12 protein-coding genes are annotated in these 21,502 nt (G+C 36.9%); 7 read left to right on the top strand and 5 right to left on the bottom strand.

Translation table 11 applies throughout. The features are described 5' to 3' along the window. The first annotated feature begins 122 nt into the window (after positions 1-122). The 4 genes from purL to PVV65_RS01115 all read left to right on the top strand — a co-directional run bounded on the left by purL (position 123) and on the right by PVV65_RS01115 (position 4,408). On the top strand, positions 123-2,333 hold the full coding sequence (gene purL, locus PVV65_RS01130; RefSeq protein ID WP_273788894.1) for a phosphoribosylformylglycinamidine synthase subunit PurL: 2,211 nt from the start codon (positions 123-125) through the stop codon (positions 2,331-2,333). Between the two features lie 62 nt (positions 2,334-2,395). After that, positions 2,396-2,629 carry a BolA family transcriptional regulator gene (locus PVV65_RS01125; protein ID WP_273788983.1) on the top strand — a complete coding sequence of 78 codons (234 nt, stop codon included), beginning with the start codon at positions 2,396-2,398 and terminating at the stop codon, positions 2,627-2,629. A 95-nt stretch (positions 2,630-2,724) separates the two neighbouring features. Beyond that, the gene (gene grxD, locus PVV65_RS01120; protein ID WP_273788893.1) at positions 2,725-3,057 is read left to right on the top strand and encodes a Grx4 family monothiol glutaredoxin; all 333 of its coding nucleotides are present in this window, start codon (positions 2,725-2,727) and stop codon (positions 3,055-3,057) included. 73 nt (positions 3,058-3,130) lie between these two features. Then, on the top strand, positions 3,131-4,408 hold the full coding sequence (locus PVV65_RS01115; protein WP_273788892.1) for a multidrug effflux MFS transporter: 1,278 nt from the start codon (positions 3,131-3,133) through the stop codon (positions 4,406-4,408). Between the two features lie 500 nt (positions 4,409-4,908). On the opposite strand, the gene parC is transcribed toward PVV65_RS01115, so the two are convergent. Both parC and aspS read right to left on the bottom strand, forming a co-directional pair. Beyond that, the gene (gene parC / locus PVV65_RS01110) at positions 4,909-7,158 is read right to left on the bottom strand and encodes a DNA topoisomerase IV subunit A (RefSeq protein ID WP_273788891.1); all 2,250 of its coding nucleotides are present in this window, start codon (positions 7,156-7,158) and stop codon (positions 4,909-4,911) included. Positions 7,159-8,391: 1,233 nt separating this feature from the next. After that, positions 8,392-10,185: an aspartate--tRNA ligase gene (gene aspS, locus PVV65_RS01105; RefSeq protein WP_273788890.1), complete on the bottom strand. Its 1,794-nt coding sequence runs from the start codon at positions 10,183-10,185 to the stop codon at positions 8,392-8,394. A gap of 134 nt (positions 10,186-10,319) precedes the next feature. Here aspS and rnd point away from each other — a divergent pair, with 134 nt between their 5' ends. Continuing rightward, entirely contained in the window at positions 10,320-11,474 is a 1,155-nt protein-coding gene (gene rnd, locus PVV65_RS01100) for a ribonuclease D (protein ID WP_273788889.1), read from the top strand. 440 nt (positions 11,475-11,914) lie between these two features. On the opposite strand, the gene ppx is transcribed toward rnd, so the two are convergent. Together ppx and PVV65_RS01090 are read right to left on the bottom strand one after the other, a co-directional pair. Continuing rightward, complete coding sequence (ppx, locus tag PVV65_RS01095; protein ID WP_273788888.1) at positions 11,915-13,432, bottom strand: exopolyphosphatase; 1,518 nt, start codon at positions 13,430-13,432, stop codon at positions 11,915-11,917. A 6-nt stretch (positions 13,433-13,438) separates the two neighbouring features. Further along, positions 13,439-15,622 (bottom strand): RNA degradosome polyphosphate kinase, encoded by a 2,184-nt coding sequence (locus PVV65_RS01090; RefSeq protein WP_273788887.1) that lies wholly within the window; start codon positions 15,620-15,622, stop codon positions 13,439-13,441. 325 nt (positions 15,623-15,947) lie between these two features. Between PVV65_RS01090 and PVV65_RS01085 the strand changes: the two genes are divergently transcribed. Next, a complete protein-coding gene (locus tag PVV65_RS01085; RefSeq protein WP_273788886.1) occupies positions 15,948-16,196 on the top strand; it encodes a zinc-finger domain-containing protein in 249 nt (82 codons plus the stop codon). A 46-nt stretch (positions 16,197-16,242) separates the two neighbouring features. After that, a complete protein-coding gene (locus tag PVV65_RS01080; RefSeq protein ID WP_273788885.1) occupies positions 16,243-17,490 on the top strand; it encodes an FAD-binding protein in 1,248 nt (415 codons plus the stop codon). Positions 17,491-17,679: 189 nt separating this feature from the next. On the opposite strand, the gene dnaE is transcribed toward PVV65_RS01080, so the two are convergent. Continuing rightward, on the bottom strand, positions 17,680-21,168 hold the full coding sequence (gene dnaE, locus PVV65_RS01075; protein WP_273788884.1) for a DNA polymerase III subunit alpha: 3,489 nt from the start codon (positions 21,166-21,168) through the stop codon (positions 17,680-17,682). Between the last annotated feature and the right edge of the window lie 334 nt (positions 21,169-21,502).

The following is a 21,502-nucleotide window of genomic DNA, read 5'->3' as shown; positions in this document are numbered from 1 at the left end:
AACGAGATCTTCAGCTTATAGATGAATATTTTTTATTAAACCACATAGTCTTCCATAATCTAAGCTGCTAGATTAAAAAAAATAAAATGCTAAACTTCGATTAATTTGACGGGTAAATACTCATGAATCCTTGTAATAACATTATGATTACACCAAAGCTCATTGCACAACACGGCTTAAAAGAGGATGAATATCAACGTATCCTGACATTAATCGGAAGAGAACCAACATTTACTGAACTGGGAATTTTTTCTGCAATGTGGAACGAGCATTGTTCCTATAAATCCTCTAAAAAATGGCTCAAAACGCTTCCCACAGAAGGAAAGTGTGTTATTCAAGGTCCTGGTGAAAATGCTGGTGTTGTTGATATTGGTGAGGGGCAATGTGTTGTTTTCAAGATGGAAAGTCATAATCATCCTTCTTATATCGAACCTTATCAAGGGGCTGCGACAGGCGTTGGTGGTATTTTACGTGATGTCTTTACAATGGGTGCCCGTCCTGTTGCAGCGATGAATGCATTGCGTTTTGGTGCTCCTGATCACCCTCGAACACGCCATCTTGTCTCTGGTGTTGTGTCTGGAATAGGTGGTTACAGCAATTCTTTTGGTGTTCCAACAGTTGGTGGAGAAGTCAATTTTGATGAGCGCTATAATGGCAATATCCTCGTTAACGCTTTTGTTGCCGGTATTGCAAAGACAGATGCTCTTTTTTATTCCAAAGCACAAGGAATCGGACTCCCTGTTGTTTATCTTGGTGCAAAAACAGGGCGCGATGGTGTTGGTGGCGCAACAATGGCTTCTGCTGAATTTGATGATTCAATCAGTGAAAAACGCCCAACCGTTCAAGTTGGTGATCCTTTTACAGAAAAATGTCTTCTTGAAGCATGTTTAGAGCTCATGGAACTTGGAGCCGTGGTTGCTATTCAGGACATGGGAGCCGCAGGTCTCACCTCTTCTGCCGTTGAAATGGGTGCAAAGGGAAATCTAGGCATACAGCTTAATCTCGATAAAGTTCCCGTTCGTGAAGAAAATATGACAGCCTATGAAATGATGCTTTCTGAAAGTCAAGAGCGCATGCTCATGGTCCTTAAACCAGAGCTAGAAAAACAAGCAGCAGCAATTTTTCATAAGTGGGGGCTCCATTTTTCCATTATTGGAAAAACCACTGATGATTTACGTTTCCGTGTCTTTCATCAAGGAGAAGAAGTTGTTAATCTTCCCATCAAAGAACTTGGTGATGAAGCACCTGTTTATGATCGTCCTTGGAGTGAACCTGCAAAAAAAACACCTCTGAAAGCAGAAGACGTCAAAAAAGTTGAGAATCTTGGTGATGTGCTTTTGACTTTATTGAATTCTGCTAATCAAAGTTCACGACGATGGGTTTATGAACAATATGATACGCTTATCCAAGGAAATAGCCTTATTTGTCCAGGAAGTGACGCAGGCGTTATCCGCGTCAGTAATAAGAGTAAACGAGCTCTTGCTTTTTCTTCTGATGTAACACCGCGTTATTGTGAAGCAGACCCTTATGAGGGAGGAAAACAAGCTGTTGCAGAATGCTGGAGAAATATTAGCACGACAGGTGCAATACCACTAGCTGCGACAGATAATCTCAATTTTGGAAACCCTGAAAAATCTGAAATCATGGGACAAGTCGTTTTTGCAATTAAAGGCATCGGAGAAGCTTGCAGAATCCTCGACTTCCCTATCGTTTCAGGCAATGTTTCTCTTTACAATGAAACAAATGGAGAAGCTATTCTTCCTACCCCTACAATTGCTGGTGTAGGCCTTCTAAGTGATTGGTCAAAAATGGTAACAATAAGTGGTATGCAAAATGGAGATAGTATCATTTTAGTGGGAGATTGCGGCTCTCATTTAGGACAATCAATCTATGCACGTGACATTTTAAATATTGATGCAGGTGCCCCTCCCCCTGTAGATTTACAACTTGAAAAAAAGCATGGTCAATTTGTCCGAGATGTCATTCATAACGGTTTTGTTCATGCCGCTCATGACATTTCTGATGGAGGACTAGCGATTGCACTTGCAGAAATGGTCATTAAAGCAGGTAAAGGAATCAAGGTAAAATTAAGCAATAAATCTCCCCACCATGCAGAACTTTTTGGAGAAGACCAAGGACGTTATCTTTTAGCCGTCAAGCCTGATGCTCTCAACAGTCTTAAAGAGCATGCACAAAACCATGCCGTTTCTTTAATAGAGCTAGGTCACGTTGAGGGAGATTCCCTTAATATAGATGAGATATTCACACTTTCATTAAAAAATCTTACACAAGCTTATGAGAACTGGTTTCCACAGTTTATGGGTGAAGCGTAAAAATTTATTCTTTCTCTTAAAAACAACTCTTGCGAAAAAATGAACGACATAGGAGAATAATGATGGCAATGAGTGCTCATACAATTGAAAAGCTTATTCGTGAAGGTATTCCTGATGCTACTGTAACAATTCGTGATCTTGCTGGAGATGGGGAACATTATGCTGCAGAAGTTATTTCTGAAAGTTTTCGTGGTAAAACCCGTGTTCAGCAACATAAAATGGTCTACGATGCCCTTAAAGGTAATATGGGAAATGAACTTCACGCCTTAATGTTACAAACAAATATCCCAAAATAATCTAAAATTTCTTCTTGCATTCACTCATTCAATAAGATTAAAAAATAGTGCGAACATTATGCACTTATAAAAATCTGAAATATTGAGGGATAAAAATGACCACTATTCGTGATTTTATTGACAACGAAATTAAAGCAAACGATGTCATTTTATTCATGAAAGGAACACCTGATGCTCCACAATGTGGTTTTTCAGGACAGGTTGTTCAAATCCTTAACTATTTAGGATTAAATTATAAAGGGATTAATATTCTGACTTCCGACGAATTGCGTCAAGGGATCAAAGACTATTCAAATTGGCCAACAATTCCACAGCTTTATATCAAAGGTGAATTTATCGGAGGCTGTGATATTGTTAAAGAAATGTTTCAAAACAATGAGTTACAGAAAATTTTGAAAGAAAAGAATATTCCTTGTAATCAGTCATAGGTATCTTTCATTTTATTCAGACTCTTAAAAAGAGCTGTTTTCAGAAGAAATTTTTTTATTTCAAGGATGCCATATGTCATATTCAGTTGATGAACAAACGCATAGTGATGCGATTAGAAAAAAAATTGGTTATAAAGAATTTGTTATTCTAATTGCTTCACTCATGGCTATTAACGCTATAGCTGTAGATATCATGTTACCAGCTATGCCCAATATTTTGGAAGGATTAAATGTTCTCAACGAGAATGATCAACATTATATCATTTCGAGTTATCTTATTAGTTATGGTATTTCTCAAATATTTTTTGGTCCAATCAGCGATCGATATGGGCGACGTAAACTTATGCTTATTGGGCTTGCTTTTTACTCATTTACGGCGATTGGTTGTGCCTTTGTAACTGATTTTTCTCTCTTGCTTATTTTGCGTGTCTTGCAAGGCATTGGGGGAGCGTCTATGCGCGTCCTTACAGTTTCTGTCGTCCGTGATCTCTACAGTGGTCGTAAAATGGCAGAAGTCATGTCTATTGTTATGATGGTTTTTCTTGTGGCGCCCATGATTGGTCCCGCAACAGGACAAATCATTTTACTGCTCGGGCACTGGCAATTTATTTTTGTTTTCATGGCAATGATTAGTTTTGGGTTGATGATTTGGATTCTATTTCGCTTGCCTGAAACACTCCATGAACAACGCCCTCTTTCCTTTTCTTCCATTAAACACAACTTATGGATTGTTGTGACAAATCGTACAACACTTTGCTACACACTCGCAACGTCCATCATTTTAGGCTGCATTTTTATTGCTGTTAATACATCACAACAAACCTATGAAGGAATTTATAATTTAGGCTTTTGGTTTCCAATAGCATTTGCCATCGGTGCTGCATTTCAGGCTTTTTCATCATTTATGAATTCTCAACTTGTTGGACGTCTTGGAATGCGGCGTATTGCCCATACGATGCTTTTGCTCTTTTGTGCCACTTCATGCATTTGGTTTATTGGATCTATCTTAGCAGGTGGCGTTATCCCTTTCCCCTTTTATATGACATTATATTGTATATTAATGTTTACCTGCGGAGGTATTATGGCCAATTTTAATACACTTGCTCTAGAATCTGTGGGAGAAATTGCTGGTACAGCCTCTTCTGTCTCCGGCTTCCTCCAAACATCTATCGGTGCAGGACTGAGCTTTTTTATAGCCCAACAATTTAATGAAACAACCATTCCAAACTCAGCAGGATTTTTCTTTCTCAGTCTCGTTGCTATCCTTCTTGTCTTATGGGCTGAACGTGGTCATCTCTTTAGGCAATATCATCATAATCCTAACGAACAATCATGCTTAAGAGAAAATTAATAAAATCTTTCTTGAACAAGAAAGATATGCCTTTCACACAAAACAGAATGCCTCCAAATAGGACCCCCTTGACTTAAATATTCGTATATTTTTTTAAAGATAATACACTTCTCAAAGCATCAAATCATTTCACGACAGCTCTTATGAATGATATAAACTTTCTATCATTCTCACACTTATGAAGCGTGTAAACCTATTACATTTATATTTCAGTTCCCAATCTTACAACAGCTCTTGGTACTTGAAACAATTCATAAAAAAAATTTAATTCTTTTCTTTATAAATTTCTATTTACAATACCAATTCATTTATGGTGTACAAACAAATCATTTTGATTGTTTCAACATCAAGAAGGTTTAAATAACAAAATCTATAGATATTAGAGCCTCTTATTTGAGATAAGAATAATATTATTATAAATTAATGTATTATCATATAATAAAAACAAATAAGCATTTCTTTTACACTTTTATAGGTTTGAAATAAAAACGTTCTATTATTTAATTGGTAAATTTTCCTGATTTTGGAAATCCTTTTGGAACCAGACGTCCGACACCCGCACGTGTTCCCATCCATTCAATGAGATCACCAGCTTGACGGTTAAAGATTCGTTCAGCGGTATCCTGCCAACTTAAGCCTTCTGATAAATTAAAAGTCTTGGCATCAACAATACCACCTTCCTTGTAACGTTGTAAACGAACCCCTTTACCACGATTCATTTCCGGTATTTGTTCAATAGAAAAAATAAGCATTTTGCGGTTTTCACCAACCACGGCAACATGATCACCATTGACCGAAACACAAAGCTTTACCTTATCAGGAGACTTCACATTCATCACTTGCTTTCCTTTTCGTGTATTGGCAATCACTTCTGTAGCAGGAACAATAAAGCCATTGCCCTGAGATGAAACTAAGAGCAATTTTTCTTCTGCATGATGCACAAAAGCTGTAAGAACATCATGCTCATCATCCATATCAACGACAAGACGAATGGGCTCACCATGTCCTCGTCCTCCAGGCAAACTATTTGCACCAAGCGCAAAAAACTTTCCACCAGTACTTATCAGCACAATCTTATCGGTCGTAAATGCAGGAAATGCTAACTTTAAACGGTCTCCTTCTTTAAAAGAAAGCGCTTTATAGTCGTTCAAATGTCCCTTCAAAGCACGCATCCACCCCTTTTCAGAAATAACAACAGTCACCGGTTCTTTTTCGATCATTGCTTGTTGAATATCGTCAAGATCATGTCTTGGTGCTTCTTCAAATGTCGTACGCCTTTTTCCTAAGAGCGTTTCAGGACCAAAAGTATTGCGAACTTTTTTAATTTCTTCTGAAATCATTTTCCATTGTTTTATAGGAGAAGCTAACAAATTCTGTAGTTTTTCTTTTTCAGCCTTTAAATTTTCAAATTCTTTACGAATTTCAAATTCCTCAAGCTTACGTAGAGAGCGCAAACGCATATTAAGAATAGCTTCAGCTTGATTTTCTGTTAATTCAAAACGCTTAATCAACTCCTTTTTCGGTTCATCTTCTTCACGAATAATCTGAATGACCTCATCGAGATTCAAATAGGCAATAAGATAGCCATGAAGAGTTTCCAATCGGCCATCAATTTGATCAAGCCGATAGTTAGAGCGTCGAATAAGTACTTCTTGACGATGTTCAAGCCATTGTTGCAAACTTTCTCGCAGCGAGAGAACATTGGGTCTTTTTCCCAAAGATAGAACATTAAGATTAAGAGGAAACCTTACTTCAAAATCAGTCAATTTAAAAAGGGATTCCATAAGAAGTTCAGGATCAACCGATCGATTTTTAGGAACAAGCACAATGCGGATATCTTCTGCTGATTCATCTTGAATATCCTCAAGCATTGGTAAGCGTCGCGCAAGCAACAATTCCGCAGTTTTTTCAATAAGGCGTGACTTTTGAATTTGATAGGGAATTTCAGTTACAACAATCACATAAGAACCACGGTTACCAGTTTCCTGATGCCAACGTGAACGTAATCGAAAAAAACCCCGCCCTATACGATAAGATTCCTCAATACTCTTTTTAGCTTCAACCAAAATACCACCGGTTGGGAAATCAGGTCCCAGTACAAATTGATTTAAATCCTCATCACGCGTATCCGGATGTGCAATCAAATGCAGCGCCGCATCACAGAGCTCAGCAACATTGTGAGGAGGAATAGATGTTGCCATACCAACAGCAATACCTGAAGAACCATTGGCTAAAAGATTAGGAAAAGCACCTGGTAGAACAACAGGCTCTTCATCTTCTTCATTATAGGTCAAACGAAAATCAATAGCATTTTCATTAATTCCCTCAAGCAACAACGCAGCTACTTCAGTCATGCGTGCTTCGGTATAACGCATAGCCGCAGCATTATCACCATCAATATTACCAAAGTTGCCTTGTCCATCAACCAACGGATAACGAACCGCAAAACTTTGAGCCAAACGCACCAAAGCATCATAAATAGAAGCATCTCCATGAGGATGAAATTTTCCCATGACATCACCAACAATCCGCGCACATTTCGCATAAGATTGTCCAGGGTTCAGTTTGAGAAGACGCATTGCATGAACAATCCGACGATGGACAGGTTTCAACCCATCACGCACATCAGGCAATGCACGATGCGTAATCGTAGAAAGTGCATAAGCTAAATAGCGTTCCTGTAAAGCAGAACGTAATTCTATTGGCTCAATATGTTCATCATCAAAAGGTAAATTCATTTTATCAGACATAATGTTAGAACAAAAATTCCCACAATAATAAGAAATTATTGTGTAGGATTTATTTAATGAAAACTTTTATGAGTAAACTTTTTTATTAAAAGTCAACAACATAAAAATAAACGTTGTAATTAGAACATGAACAGAAAATTATATCAATTTGAAAAATTTATACATATCTCTTCCCTCTTGTTCTAAACAATATATGAAAATATTTAATACATTATCGAAAACTTCTTTCAAGATCCTCTTTAAAAGATAAAAAATAAACCAAAAGAAGTAGAAAATATTTTCATTGTTAAGGAAAGAAACAAGTCTTTTTAAATAAATAAAAATCTAAAAAACTACGCCATTATTACTAAGCAAACTGGAGTTACGATATAACTTTTCAAAACGATGTGAAATAAGTTTTTATCATTTTTTCAACAACAACAATTTCTTCCAAAAAAATATTTTGCATACAGATTATTCTCAACAAAAATCTTATCGAAAGCTTTACTAAATCCAATGATATAATTTAACGGCTATAAAGAGCTATTCCATCCTTTTAGGGCTAACAAAAGCACCTTTTTAAAATCATCTTTTAATATAAAGGTGGATTGTATAACAACTTCATCCCGTTTTTCTATGAAAAACTTAAAAAATATTCAAAGCTTATAGAGTGCTTAAGATTAAGTTAATAAGAAGCTAAAATGCATTATTTTCATAAACACAAAGAGAGATAATTATCTTTTATAATCTTGTAAAAACTTCAACAAAATACAGATAAGGTATTGATATATAAAGATAATTTATTCATTTACAACTTAAAATAAAATCCCAAGTATTCTAAAGTTTTCTCATTTCCAATTTATTCATAATAAATCAATCACAATCACTTTCCTGTTTATCACAAAGGAAGGAGCGACTATCTAAGAAAGGAACCAAATACTGAGACCCTTTGCATACAAAAACCACCAGCAATATAAAAACCTAGAAAGGAAAATGATGAACTTATCCTTTATCAATAAAGATGGCAATGGCTTTTATATCATTCATGAGGTTTTCAATTATATTCTTTACGAGCGAGCATCATAACACAAGATCGACTACATTGAGAGATATTTTTTATAAACAATGCCTCTTGAAGGATTAATATAATAGCATTTTTTACCTCTCTAAGTCCATAAACAACAGATATTCTCTTGAGATGCATCAAAGTTTTGCACTACTGAGAAAGAGACGACAACAATCTATAAATCGATTTTATGAATTATTTTTGTGAGGAGGAGCCATGCGGATTCCTAAATCACGTAATTGTGTAGAAGAAACATCAGATGGCGCACTCATCAAAAGATCAAGTGCCTGTTGATTCATAGGAAATAAAGCAACTTCACGTAAATTTTTAACACCTTGCAACAGCATAATGATGCGGTCAATTCCCGCAGCCATACCGCCATGGGGTGGAGCTCCATAATGGAATGCGCGATAAAGACCACCAAAACGATCTTTCACAACTTCCTTAGAAAGTCCTACAAGTTCAAAAACTTTAAGCATCATTTCAGGCAAGTGATTACGAATTCCACCGGATGCAATCTCATAACCATTACAAACAAGATCATATTGAAAAGCTTTAAGCGTAAGAGGATCTTGACACTCAAGAGCATTTTCTCCTCCTTGAGGCATAGAAAAAGGATTATGGGCAAAATCAATCTTTTTCTCATCTTCATTCCATTCAAAAAATGGAAAATCAACAATCCACGCTAAAGAGAAACTCTCTCTATCGACAAGGTCTAATTCTTCTCCTACCCGTGTGCGAGCTGCTCCAGCAAAAGATGCAAATTTTTTGGGATCTCCTGCTACAAAAAAACAAGCATCACCACTTTCAAGTCCAAGTTGCATACGAAGCGCTTCAGTTCGCTGTTCACCAATATTTTTGGCAATAGGCCCTGCTCCTTCAAATTTTCCGTCCTCTTCACGCCAGAAAATATAACCAAGCCCAGGTTGTCCCTCACCTTGTGCCCATCCATTCATACGATCACAAAAAGCACGGCTTCCACCCGTTTTAGCCGGAATAGCCCATACTTGTGCATTTTCATCATTTGCTAAAATCTGGGCAAAAACTTTGAAACCAGAATTGTAAAAATGCTGAGAAACATCTTCCATAATAATCGGATTACGCAGGTCCGGCTTATCAGAACCGTATTTCCGCATTGCTTCATCATAAGAAATGCGAGGAAAGTTTTGTGTCACTGTTTTTCCATTTGCAAATTCTTCAAAAATAGAACGCATAATAGATTCCATAGTTGTTAAAACATCTTCCTGCTCAACAAAACTCATTTCAACATCTAATTGATAAAACTCACCAGGAAGACGGTCAGCCCGTGGATCCTCATCTCTAAAACATGGTGCAATTTGAAAATAACGATCAAAACCTGACATCATCAACAACTGTTTATATTGTTGTGGTGCTTGCGGTAGTGCATAAAATTTTCCCTGATGAACACGACTTGGAACCAAAAAATCACGTGCACCTTCCGGCGATGAGGCTGTCAAAAGCGGTGTTGTGAACTCCGTAAAACCATTATTTTGCATAGCCCGTCTCATAGCCGCAATAATTTCAGTCCGACGCATGATATTTTTGTGCATAGTCTCCCGACGCAAATCAAGAAAACGATATTTTAATCGGATATCTTCTGGATAATCAGGCTCACCAAAAACCGGTAAAGGAAGCTCTTCAGATTTTGAAAGAATTTCTACCTCTTGTGCAAAAATTTCAATCTCACCTGTTGGAAGCGTTGCATTAATAACCTCATCAGAACGTGCACATACCTCCCCATCCACACGAATAACCCATTCAGAACGCACTTTTTCAATAACTTTAAAAGCCGGAGAAGCTGGATCCGCAACAATTTGTGTGATTCCAAAATGATCACGTAAATCCACAAAAAGAATTCCTCCATGATCACGAACACGATGAACCCACCCCGAAAGACGAACTTGTGTTCCTACATCACATCTACGAAGAGCCGCACAATGATGACTACGATAACGGTGCATGTTTTTTTGCCTTTGATTATAATATTCACATGCGCTACAAACGCTTTTTAATAACCATTTGTCAAGATATGAGAATAAAAACGCGAAAATAAAGTCAATAAAAGACAAATTTAAATTTATTGAATTATAATAGAATGATGAATCTTATTACACAAACAACAGATCTTGAAATCGCACTTAACACTCTACGTACCTCTGACTTTGTAACAGTTGATACTGAGTTTATCCGCGAAACAACTTTTTGGCCTCAACTGTGTTTAATTCAGCTCGCATCACCAGATGTTACAGTTCTCATTGATCCCATAGCGCCAGATATTGATTTACAGCCCTTTTTTGACCTTATGATCAATAAAAAAGTTGTCAAAGTTTTTCATGCTGCCCGCCAAGATATTGAAACAATTTATCATCTTGGAGGTGTTATTCCTTCCCCTCTCTTCGACACACAAATAGCAGGATCAATTTGTGGATTTGGTGATTCTATCTCCTATGATCAAATTGTACAACGCTGCACAGGACATCATCTTGATAAATCCTCCCGCTTTACAGACTGGAGTTGTCGCCCGCTGTCTGAAAAACAACTGCTCTATGCCCTTGCTGATGTCACTCATCTAAGAGATGTTTACCTCCTCTTAAAAAAGAGGTTAGAAAAAAATCAACGTGTTCACTGGATGAACGATGAAATAGCAGTCCTTTTGAATCCCAAAACCTATGATATGCCAGAAGATGAAGCATGGGAAAAGGTGAAAGGAAAAGTTAAAAAGCCGCGTGAACTTGCTGTATTACAAAAAATAGCAGCTTGGCGGGAACGTGAAGCACGAAAATACAATATACCCCGTCGCCATATCATGAAAGATGAATGTCTTATAGAAATAGCAACCCAACAACCAAAAGATGAAACTGCATTAAAACGATTGCGCAGTCTTAATAAAAATTGGGATAAACGCTCAATTGCACAATCATTAATTAAAGCTATCCATGAAGGTTTAGAGGTCGACCTTTCTACTTTACCTCCCATCCCCAAACATAATCCACTCAATGATACAACAGCCGCTGTTATTGATCTGCTTAAAGTATTATTAAAACTTGTTGCAAACGAAAACAGTATTGCCCCTAAAATTATTGCAACATCTAATGATTTAGAAAAAATTGCTAATGGAGGAACGAAGAAAAATATCCCCGCTATGAATGGTTGGCGCTATGAAATATTTGGTCAAAAAGCCGAACAACTCCTAAAGGGGCAGATAGGTTTTTACTTTAATGATGGAAAAATAAGCACAAAACAGCTTTAATGGGCATTTCCCCCACATTCTAAGATTTCTATAAAATCTCCTAAAGAGGGACCTATTTTATATTACGATGAGCGGAAACTCAAAAGAAAAAAAATTGTAATCGTACTTTATAAAATCAATTTTATTTGAAATAATATAAAAGAACTTTTGAATAAATTTGAAACATTCTCATAAAAAAAATCCTTTACGCTCCTTATTATCTACATCAACTGGTATGCTCATAGGATAAATAAAATCTGCTGCTGACAAATTTAGAAACTTAAATAATAAACGCTTACTAAAGAGGACAGCTTAATCTTTGTCAGATCAACCAAATAACAACCTTGTTAAAAAAATCTAAAAAACACGAATTTTTTCATAAAAGTTTAAAAAAATTCTTAATCAAAATTGCAATACCTAATCTTTTAAGATCTAAAACGCGAATAAATTAGGAGGAAAAATCAAGAAATTTTAAAAGCAAGAGGTTGATTTATTATTTTTGATAACTTCTTTAATCGTCCAAGAGGGCGTTCTCCTAATAATCCAGCATAATTTTTGGGAATCTGCAAAACAATATGATCTTCTTTTTTAAGCCACAGTAAATGAGGTAAAATCCCTGCAACAGAAGCGCTAAAAAGATGAGCAATACGCATGGTTTCACCAAGGATATGTGCTTTCTCAATAAGATTTTGCTTTGCTAATTGAAAAATAGGAAGAGATTCTTTATCAATCAGTACACTCGTATTGCGAAAAAAAACAGCAAGCGCTGCATAAAGGCGCCCTTCATGAGAAATTCCTGGGTAAGACCCTAGTGCTATCTGATTGGCTGCTTCATTACCCCGATAATCTGGATGTATACGCCAACCAATATCAGCAAGAAGACAAGCCGCTTGACGATAACGGCATTCATTCTCAGTTTCTGAAATTCCAAAAACATCAAAGGCATTCGTCGTAAAATTAATAAGCTCTTCTGCTTGTTTTGGAGAACGTGCCCGTAAAATAGCCATTTCTGTACAGGCAGCAATGAGAGGGTCTGAAAGTCGAATCGCCTGTGGCAAGCGTGAATAAAGAAAACCTTCACGAACGCCAGCACCAGAAAAGATTATCTTTTCAAACCCCATACACTGAATGAGTTCAATAAGGACAATTGCCCCATACGATAAAAGTTTCCGACGATTCTGTGAAACCGCCGCAATCCCCCTCATATTATCAATATTGCCGCTTGCTACAAAACGTAAAAAACTCTCCATTTCCATAGCATCAACTTCATAGCCATGCATAACTGGGAGTCGATAATGTTTCATTGCCATATGGAGTTTCGCCAAATTACGCCATGTCCCCCCTACAGCATAAAAATGACGTGCCATACCTTTACACGGACGTGAGACAGAAGATTTATAAAATTGCTCATGTACAATTTTTGCAGCAACAGCACTATCATTATTTGACATATACTGTAGTCGTAAACCACCCAATGGAAGCGTTATCCCTTCACCGACATCAGAATGATCAATATCAATAAGTTCTAGACTTCCACCCCCAAGATCTCCAGAAATACCCTTTGGCTGATAAAAGGTAGAAACAACCCCATAGGCTGAATACATCGCTTCTTCACTTCCTGAAAGCAGATATATTTTATTTTGTATAATATCTTCAGCACTTTGAATAAACGTGACACCATTTTTTGCATCTCGTGCTGCTGCTGTTGCTAAAGTATAGACCTCATCAGCTCCAATTTGTTGACAAAGCGTACGAAATCGCTTGAGCGTTTGCAACGCCATTTTCATCGCTTTTTCTTCTAAAAATCCCGTTCTTGCTACACCATGACCGAGACCACAAAGGATCTTTTCATTAAACAAAACCGTTGGTGAGCGAACAAGCCCCTCATAAATAACCAACCGAACAGAATTTGATCCAATGTCAATAACAGCAACAGGCTTACGCCCTTTTAACCGGCCTTGAGCATCTCTATATGTCATTGGATTTCAGTCTTTATAGATTTCAGCTCGTTGCCGGTGCAATGCAACCAAGCGCAAAATGGAAGATTCAAAAGACTCATTCTCCCCCGCAAAACCTGTATTGGCCATAAAATACTCCTGCGCATTAAACGGACTTTCACCTCTCTGCGGTGTGATACGTTTTGATGTTCCATCCTTGAGTATATCAAAGCTTTGTTGATTATCAATGAGATTAGCCACCATAATTTGTAAAAGAATCTGCCGCCGCACTATTTTATTAAAAACTGGAACCAATATTTCAACACGGTAGTTTAGATTACGAGGCATCATATCAGCAGAGCCTAAGTAAACAAGTGCATTTTCATTAGGCAAATCTTGACCATTCCCAAAACAAAAAATACGACTATGTTCAAGAAAACGCCCAACAATTGATTTTACACGAATATTATCCGAAATTCCTGGAATACGAGGACGTAAACAACATATCCCCCGCACAACCAAATCAATTTGTACCCCTGCTTGACTAGCTCGATATAAAGCATCAATAATTTCAGGATCAACCAATGCATTTACTTTCATCCAAATAGCAGCAAACTTTCCTTGTTGGGCATGAGCAATTTCTTCTTCAATATGTTGAAGAATACGACCACGCAAAGTTAAGGGTGAAAACGCAATCTTCATTGTTTCATGTGGACGCTCATATTGCGCAATATAATTGAACAATAACACAACATCATGAGCGATATCATCGTTCGTGGAAAAAAAAGAAAGATCCGTATAAGTTTTAGCGTTAACGGGATGATAATTTCCTGTTCCAAGATGAACATAAGAACAAAGATGTTTTCCTTCACGTCTCACAACCAGAGACATCTTGGCATGTGTTTTTAAGGTAATAAAACCAAAAATAACTTGAACTCCAGCACATTCAAGATCCCGTGCCCAACGAATATTTGCTTCCTCATCAAAACGTGCTTTAAGTTCTACCAAAGCAGTCACAGACTTTCCCCGTTTAGCGGCTTCAATCAAAGCACTAACAATTGGACTATCATTTGATGTGCGATAAAGTGTTTGTTTGATTTCCACAACATCAGGATCGTGGGCAGCTTGACGTAAAAATTGGACAACAACATCAAATGTTTCATAAGGGTGATGAATCACAATATCATTTTCACGAATAGCCGCAAAACAATCCCCATTATGTTTACGAAGAGATTCCGGAACACGAGGAATATAGGGGATAAATTTGAGCTCATCACGGGGAATAGAAACAATTTCTGAAACCATATTAAGTGCCAAAAGCCCATCAAGAACATGAATACAGTTATCAGGAACAACAAGACAATTTGCTATAAATTGGCGTAAATTCTCTGGCATTTTTGCGTCAAATTCAACACGAATAACCTGCCCACGCCGCCGCCTTTTAAGTGCCTTTTCAAAAAAATGAACAAGATCCTCCGCTTCTTCTTCTACTTCAATATCGCTATCACGAATCACTCTAAATATACCAATTTCACTAATCTCATGGTGAGGAAATAGATATTTGATAAAAAGATAAATAACATCTTCAGATGCAATAAAACGAAAATCATGCCCTTCTTCTTGAGGAAGAAGAATAAAACGCCTCAAAAGCTTTGAAATGGGCAATAAAACTGTACATGCGTATTGATCTGCCTCTTCGGACAATTGAAATGCAAGACAAAGCCCTAAATTAGGAATAAAGGGAAAAGGATGTGTAGAATTAACAGGCAAAGGTTTTAAAACAGGCAAAATTGTATCAAGAAAATATTTTTCAAGCCATGATTTTTCAATTTCTGAAAGATCATCAGAACAAATAATTTCAATATTATTCTTTTTTAATTCACCACGTAAAACATTCAATTCCCGTAGTTGATGAGCCTGCAACTGTGAAATCTCAGCTAACACAACATCAAGTTGTTCCTGTGGAGTATACCCATCTGCACTGCACGCTGTAACATGAGCACGAATTTGAGCTACAAGACCAGCAACACGAACCATAAAAAACTCATCAAGATTTGTTGCTGAAATCGAAAGAAATTGTAAGCGTTCTAATAAAGGATGTTTCGAATTAGCCGCTTCCATCAAAACACGATTATTAAATTGTAGCCATGAAAATTCTCGATTAATAAACCGCACCGGATTTTTCATTGTTATATCCGATATAGAAATTTTATCTACCACCCTCTGTTCCATATATGCTCATTAATCTTATTTTATACTTTCTAAAATCCTTGATGAAATACCGCACATAACACTCTATAATATGTTATCATCTTCATAATACATCAATGTCTCATTTTTATTATTATGTTTCCATTTAATATTTAAAAATACTTAGAAACAAGTTCCATACGCAAAGTGCTAAACACATGAAAATTATTCTATATAGCATAAAAGAAGAGCACTTTTCCTTAAAAAGAATCTTGCATTATTATAAGCATTATTACAAACTCACGCTTGTAAAATAGAAGAGCCTTATCATACGTGATGAAACAATTTATTCTGGAGTTTATACACCATGGCTGATCATAACATCCCCCATTTCCAAAATGATCTTGGATATAAAACAATTGAAATTGGTGTGAAAGAATTTATGTGTGTAGGGGCGACACAACCATTCGATCATCCCCATATCTTTATCGATATGGGAGCAGCAGATGAGAAAATCTGCCCTTATTGCTCAACCCTTTATCGTTATGTTTCTTCACTTTCCTACGATCAAACAAACCCAACAGGATGTTTATATCATCCAGAAGATCTAGTATAATGCGTTATCGGGCTTTTTACCACTCTTTTAGTTTTGCTTATTTAATATGAAATCATTTGTGGAGAAATCACCCATCATCGTTGGAGGAGGAATTGCTGGTTTAAGCACCGCTTTAGCACTTGCTCATAAAGGAATTGCAAGCACCATCCTCGAAAAGTGTAAGCAACTTGAAACGATAGGTGCTGGTATTCAACTCACTCCAAATGCAACGTCTATTTTTGCTCACTGGAACCTTCTTAACAAACTCACTGAAGTCGCAATAATCCCAGATTTTCTTGCGTTAAAAGATGGAATATCTTTAAAAACACGTCTACATGCTCATCTTATCAATCTAACAGAAAAATATTGGAAAGCCCCTTATATGACCATTCATCGTGCGGCTTTACAAAAAATTTTATATAATGCAGTAATTGAAAACCCTCTCATTAAATACAAAGCAGGCGAAACAATCATATCTTCTACCCACTCTGCAACCAACATTAAAATAACGACAATAAAAGCAGATACAGCAACAAAACAGCTTTATTCAACGCCCCTCCTGATCGGGTGTGATGGTGTTTGGTCAACATTACGGCAACAATCTCCTTTTCATGAAAAAGCAAATTTTAGTGGCTTTATTGCTTGGCGTGCAACAACAGAATCTGATAATCTTCCCCAAAACTTTCGTTCTTCGTTGCAAAATATGAAGACAATCACAGCGTGGATGGGCCCCAACAATCATCTTGTTGTCTATCCCCTTCAGTCATCAGAAAAAATTTTTAATTTTGTTGCCATCACGAATGGAGAAAGTTCAAAAGAAGGATGGGCCCATAAAGGAGATAAAGAAAAACTCAAATCTCTTTTTAAAGGTTGGAATTCAAAAATATTACAAATCTTTGATCATATTGATGAATGGAGGTATTGGCCGCTCTTTCACATGAAACGAAATCGTTTTCTAGGCTTAGAGAGACAAGTATTTGTTGGCGATTGTGCGCATGCAGCTTTACCTTTTGCAGCGCAAGGGGCTGCTATGGCAATCGAAGATGCTGCAACATTAGCAGAAGTACTTTCATTGAAAGATCTTTCATTAACAAAAGCACTTTTGCTTTACGAAGCAACACGTATCCCCCGCATCACAGCAGTCAAAAAACGTGGAGATTTCAATAGATTATCTTATCATGCAATCGGCCCCATAGCAATAGCCCGTAATCTCATGATGAAAATTCGTACACCTGAGAGCATTATGTCAAGCCTCCATTGGCTTTATATGTATGATGCGATGAATTCCATAAAAAGTAATGATAAAAATTTATAAAATTCTTTCAATACTTTGAATATTACCAAAGAAAGAGACTTTTTGACTTTATGACACTAAAAGTCCATCATAATTTACCCAAATAAAAGCAAGATCTTTCGAAATCACCTATCTGATTTTTAAAGCTCAACTTTCAACTTTTCCAAAAGCAAAAAAATTCCCCCAATAGCCTCTATCTTTAATCTCATTTTAACTCAATTCCACATCGACAATACCCTGAATTAATTTCATAGCATTTGCAACATGTGAATTGACCTTATATCGCTTTGGAAGTGCAATTTCCACTTCTCGCAATCCATCTTCTTGAATTAAAATAAGCCCAACCTCTCCATGTCCCCCAAGCTTTAAATTTTGTTCAATTTGTGGAAGCATATCAACTGTTTTTATAAAAAGACGCATCATTTTATGCTGCTGTAATGCTTCCTTTTCCAAAGACTGAATTGTCTCAATTCGCAAACTAATCCCTTCAGAGCGATTTTCTGCGCTCACCGTAATAATAAAAGACTTTCCAGGTTCTAGCATCTCCTCATAATCCGAAAGTACTTCAGAAAAGAGAATAGCCTCATATTGTCCACTTGTATCAGAAAAATGAATAATTCCCATTTTTTTACCAGACTTTGTTTTACGTATACTTTTTGCTACAACGGTTCCAGCAAGCCGTGCAGCCGTTGCCCCTCCTTTAACAGCATTGGCAAAATTACTCCAAGTCTGAACACGTTTTTTGGTGAGAATAGCTTGATATTCATCCAATGGATGAGCAGAAAAGTAAAAGCCTATTGCTTGAAATTCTCTATAAAGTTTCTCAGCTAACGACCAAGGAGTCGTTTGGGATAAAATTAATGGTTCTTTTAATCCGCCTTCCATTCCAAATATATCAAACTGCCCACTAGAATTATCATCGAGAATACGAAGTGCCCGCGCATGAAGTGTTCCAAGATTGGCTAATAAAACCTCACGTGCAATATTAAAGCAATCAAAAGCACCAGCACAAACTAAACTTTCCATTGCACGCTTATTAACAATACGAAGATCAACACGTGCACAAAAATCTTCCAGATCCTTAAAAATCTTATTTCCACGACAAGTGACGATATGATCGACAACTGTTTCTCCCACCCCTTTAATGGCAGCAAGAGAATAATAAATACAATTATCAGCAACCTCAAAAATACGATGAGATGTTTGTATAGAAGGTGCAATAACTTCAATACCCAGCCTTAATGCCTCACGCCGAAAATCATTGAGCTTATCGGTATTCATCATATCATGCGTCATTGAAGCAGCTAAAAACTCAACGGGATAATTGGCTTTCATATAAGCTGTTTGATAAGAAACAATTGCATAAGCAGCAGCATGCGATTTATTAAATCCATAATCAGCAAATTTTGCTAAAAGATCAAAGATAATATCAGCTTGCTCTTTATCAACTCCACCAGCAACGGCTCCATTGACAAAACGTGTACGCTGTTTTTGCATTTCTGCATGATTTTTTTTTCCCATAGCACGACGTAATAAATCAGCTTCTCCAAGCGAATAACCAGCCAGCACCTGAGCAATCTGCATCACCTGTTCTTGATAAACTATAACACCTTGTGTTTCTTTAATCAGATGATCTATTTTAGGATGAATAGAAGCAATTTTCTCTTCCCCGTGTTTGCGTGCATTATAGGTTGGAATATTCTCCATTGGACCAGGACGATAAAGCGCAACCAGCGCAATAATATCTTCAATACAATCTGGCTTCATTCCAATCAGCGCTTTGCGCATGCCAGAACTTTCCACCTGAAACACACCAACCGTTTCACCCCGCGCCATCATAGCATAGGTTTCTTCATCATTCAGAGGGATATTTGACAAATCTATTTTGATCTCTTGTCTAGCAACAAAGTCAACGGCCATTTTTAAAACAGTAAGCGTTTTTAACCCAAGAAAATCAAACTTTACCAGCCCTGCCTGTTCAACATATTTCATGTTAAATTGTGTAACAGGCATATCAGAACGAGGATCACGATACATTGGGACAAGCTCCCAAAGCGGACGATCTCCAATAACAATTCCTGCAGCATGAGTGGAAGCGTGACGATAAAGTCCCTCCAACTGAAGTGCTATATCTAATGCGCGTCCAATGAGCGGATCTTTTTTCTTTTCCTCTTCAAATTTAGGTTCATCCTTAATCGCATCCGCTAATTCTACCTGACTTCCTGGCGTTGCAGGAATTAATTTTGTAAGATAGTCTACCTGACGATAAGGAACTTCTAAAACACGCCCTACATCACGTAAAACTGCACGGGCTTGCAACTTACCAAAGGTAATAATTTGAGCAACTTGATCACGTCCATATTTTTTTTGAACATATTGAATAACTTCTTCACGCCGCTCTTGACAAAAATCGATATCAAAATCTGGCATCGAAATACGATCTGGATTGAGAAAACGTTCAAAGAGAAGAGAAAAACGCAATGGATCAACATCGGTAATCGTCAATGCATAAGCAACAAGTGAACCAGCACCAGAACCCCGCCCTGGACCAACAGGAATATCATGAATCTTCGCCCATTTTATGAAATCTGAAACGATAAGAAAATATCCAGAAAATTGCATACGCGTAATAACTGAGACCTCATAATCAAGCCGCTGTTCATAATCTGCGATCGTATACCCTTCAGCCAATCCAATTGTTTCAAGTCGCATCTTCAAACCACTTTTAGCTTGATTTAATAACTCACTATCTTCTGTTTCTAAAGTAATTTCTGAACTAGCAGATTGTTCTATAAAACGAGGCAATATCGGTTTTCGAAGAGGCGTGGCAATATGACAACGCAATGCAATTTCAACACTATTTTCTAAAGCTTCTGGAAGATCAGAAAACAGTGCAACCATTTCATCTTGTGATTTCAAATAATGATCTGGGGTTACCCGTTTGCGATCTGGATTAGAGACGATTTGTCCTTCTGAAACAGCCATTAACGCATCATGGGCTTCATACCCTTCCCTATTCAGAAAAAAAGCTTCATTCGTTGCAACAAGAGGAACTTCATGTGCATAGGCTAATTCAATAAGATCTGCTTCTACCCCTTTGTCATAAGAGCCATGCCGTTGTAATTCCACATAAAGACGGTCAGAAAAAGTTTTTTTCAAATAAATTAAGCGCTCAATAGCGCGTTCTTTTTTTTCTTCTGCCAAGGAAAGATTAATAGGTCCTCCCTTACCGCCCGTTAAAGCGATTATGCCTTCACTGTGTGCCGCCAACCAATCAGCTTTAATATGAGGAGGATCAGTATCACATTTATCAAGATAAGCACGGCTTACAAGACGAACCAAATGAGCATAACCGGTTTTACTAGCAGCCAACAGAACGATCGAACAAAAATCAAAAGCATTCTGTCCTTTAACCAAACGTGAATGATTATTTTCATCACAAAAATCAATGGTAAGCTGACAACCAATAATAGGTTGAATCCCATGAGAAAGACAATACTGCGAAAATTCCAAAGCCCCAAATAAATTATTGGTATCACTAATAGCAACCGCTGGAGCATGATCTGAAATCGCCTGTTGAATAATTTGCGGGATTTTTAAAGCCCCTTCAAGCAAAGAATAAGCTGAATGCACTCTTAAATGAATAAAGCGAGGAAGAGAATTTTTGTCTTTTTGCAGTTTATTTTTATCTTTGATCACTCTCACAATTTCCTATTACAAACTAAATGCAAAACAGCATCCCTTAAAGAAAAAATTTTACACTAACATAACGTTAAAGCTATAAATTTATCATCCCACATAGGAAAATATCCCAATTTTACAGATCTTTATAAGAGAGTTCCATCAAGAAAAGACCTCTATTCACAGCAAATAAAAGCCTAAAATAAAAAGAAGAAAAATATACCCATATAAGCCCTTTAATTTTAGTATTCTTTTATTGTATTTCTCATTAAATATTCATTTTTCTTCCTAACACTCAATAAAGTTAATAAAACAATTTTCTCTTTATGAATTTATCCCCAAAAAAGCTCTT

This window comes from Bartonella sp. ML70XJBT, assembly GCF_028618425.1.
In the GTDB taxonomy this organism is placed as follows: Bacteria; Pseudomonadota; Alphaproteobacteria; order Rhizobiales; family Rhizobiaceae; genus Bartonella.
Note: the sequence above shows the minus strand (reverse complement) of the source record. Positions and strands in the feature narration are given on the sequence as shown.

Bases quoted from the DNA above. Each gene is read 5' to 3' on its own strand.
- rnd (WP_273788889.1), top strand. From the start codon at position 10,320: ATGATGAATCTTATTACACAAACAACAGATCTTGAAATCGCACTTAAC.
- purL (WP_273788894.1), top strand. From the start codon at position 123: ATGAATCCTTGTAATAACATTATGATTACACCAAAGCTCATTGCACAA.
- aspS (WP_273788890.1), bottom strand. From the start codon at position 10,185: ATGCACCGTTATCGTAGTCATCATTGTGCGGCTCTTCGTAGATGTGAT.
- parC (WP_273788891.1), bottom strand. From the start codon at position 7,158: ATGTCTGATAAAATGAATTTACCTTTTGATGATGAACATATTGAGCCA.
- grxD (WP_273788893.1), top strand. From the start codon at position 2,725: ATGACCACTATTCGTGATTTTATTGACAACGAAATTAAAGCAAACGAT.
- PVV65_RS01115 (WP_273788892.1), top strand. From the start codon at position 3,131: ATGTCATATTCAGTTGATGAACAAACGCATAGTGATGCGATTAGAAAA.
- ppx (WP_273788888.1), bottom strand. From the start codon at position 13,432: ATGACATATAGAGATGCTCAAGGCCGGTTAAAAGGGCGTAAGCCTGTT.
- PVV65_RS01125 (WP_273788983.1), top strand. From the start codon at position 2,396: ATGGCAATGAGTGCTCATACAATTGAAAAGCTTATTCGTGAAGGTATT.
- PVV65_RS01080 (WP_273788885.1), top strand. From the start codon at position 16,243: ATGAAATCATTTGTGGAGAAATCACCCATCATCGTTGGAGGAGGAATT.
- PVV65_RS01085 (WP_273788886.1), top strand. From the start codon at position 15,948: ATGGCTGATCATAACATCCCCCATTTCCAAAATGATCTTGGATATAAA.
- PVV65_RS01090 (WP_273788887.1), bottom strand. From the start codon at position 15,622: ATGGAACAGAGGGTGGTAGATAAAATTTCTATATCGGATATAACAATG.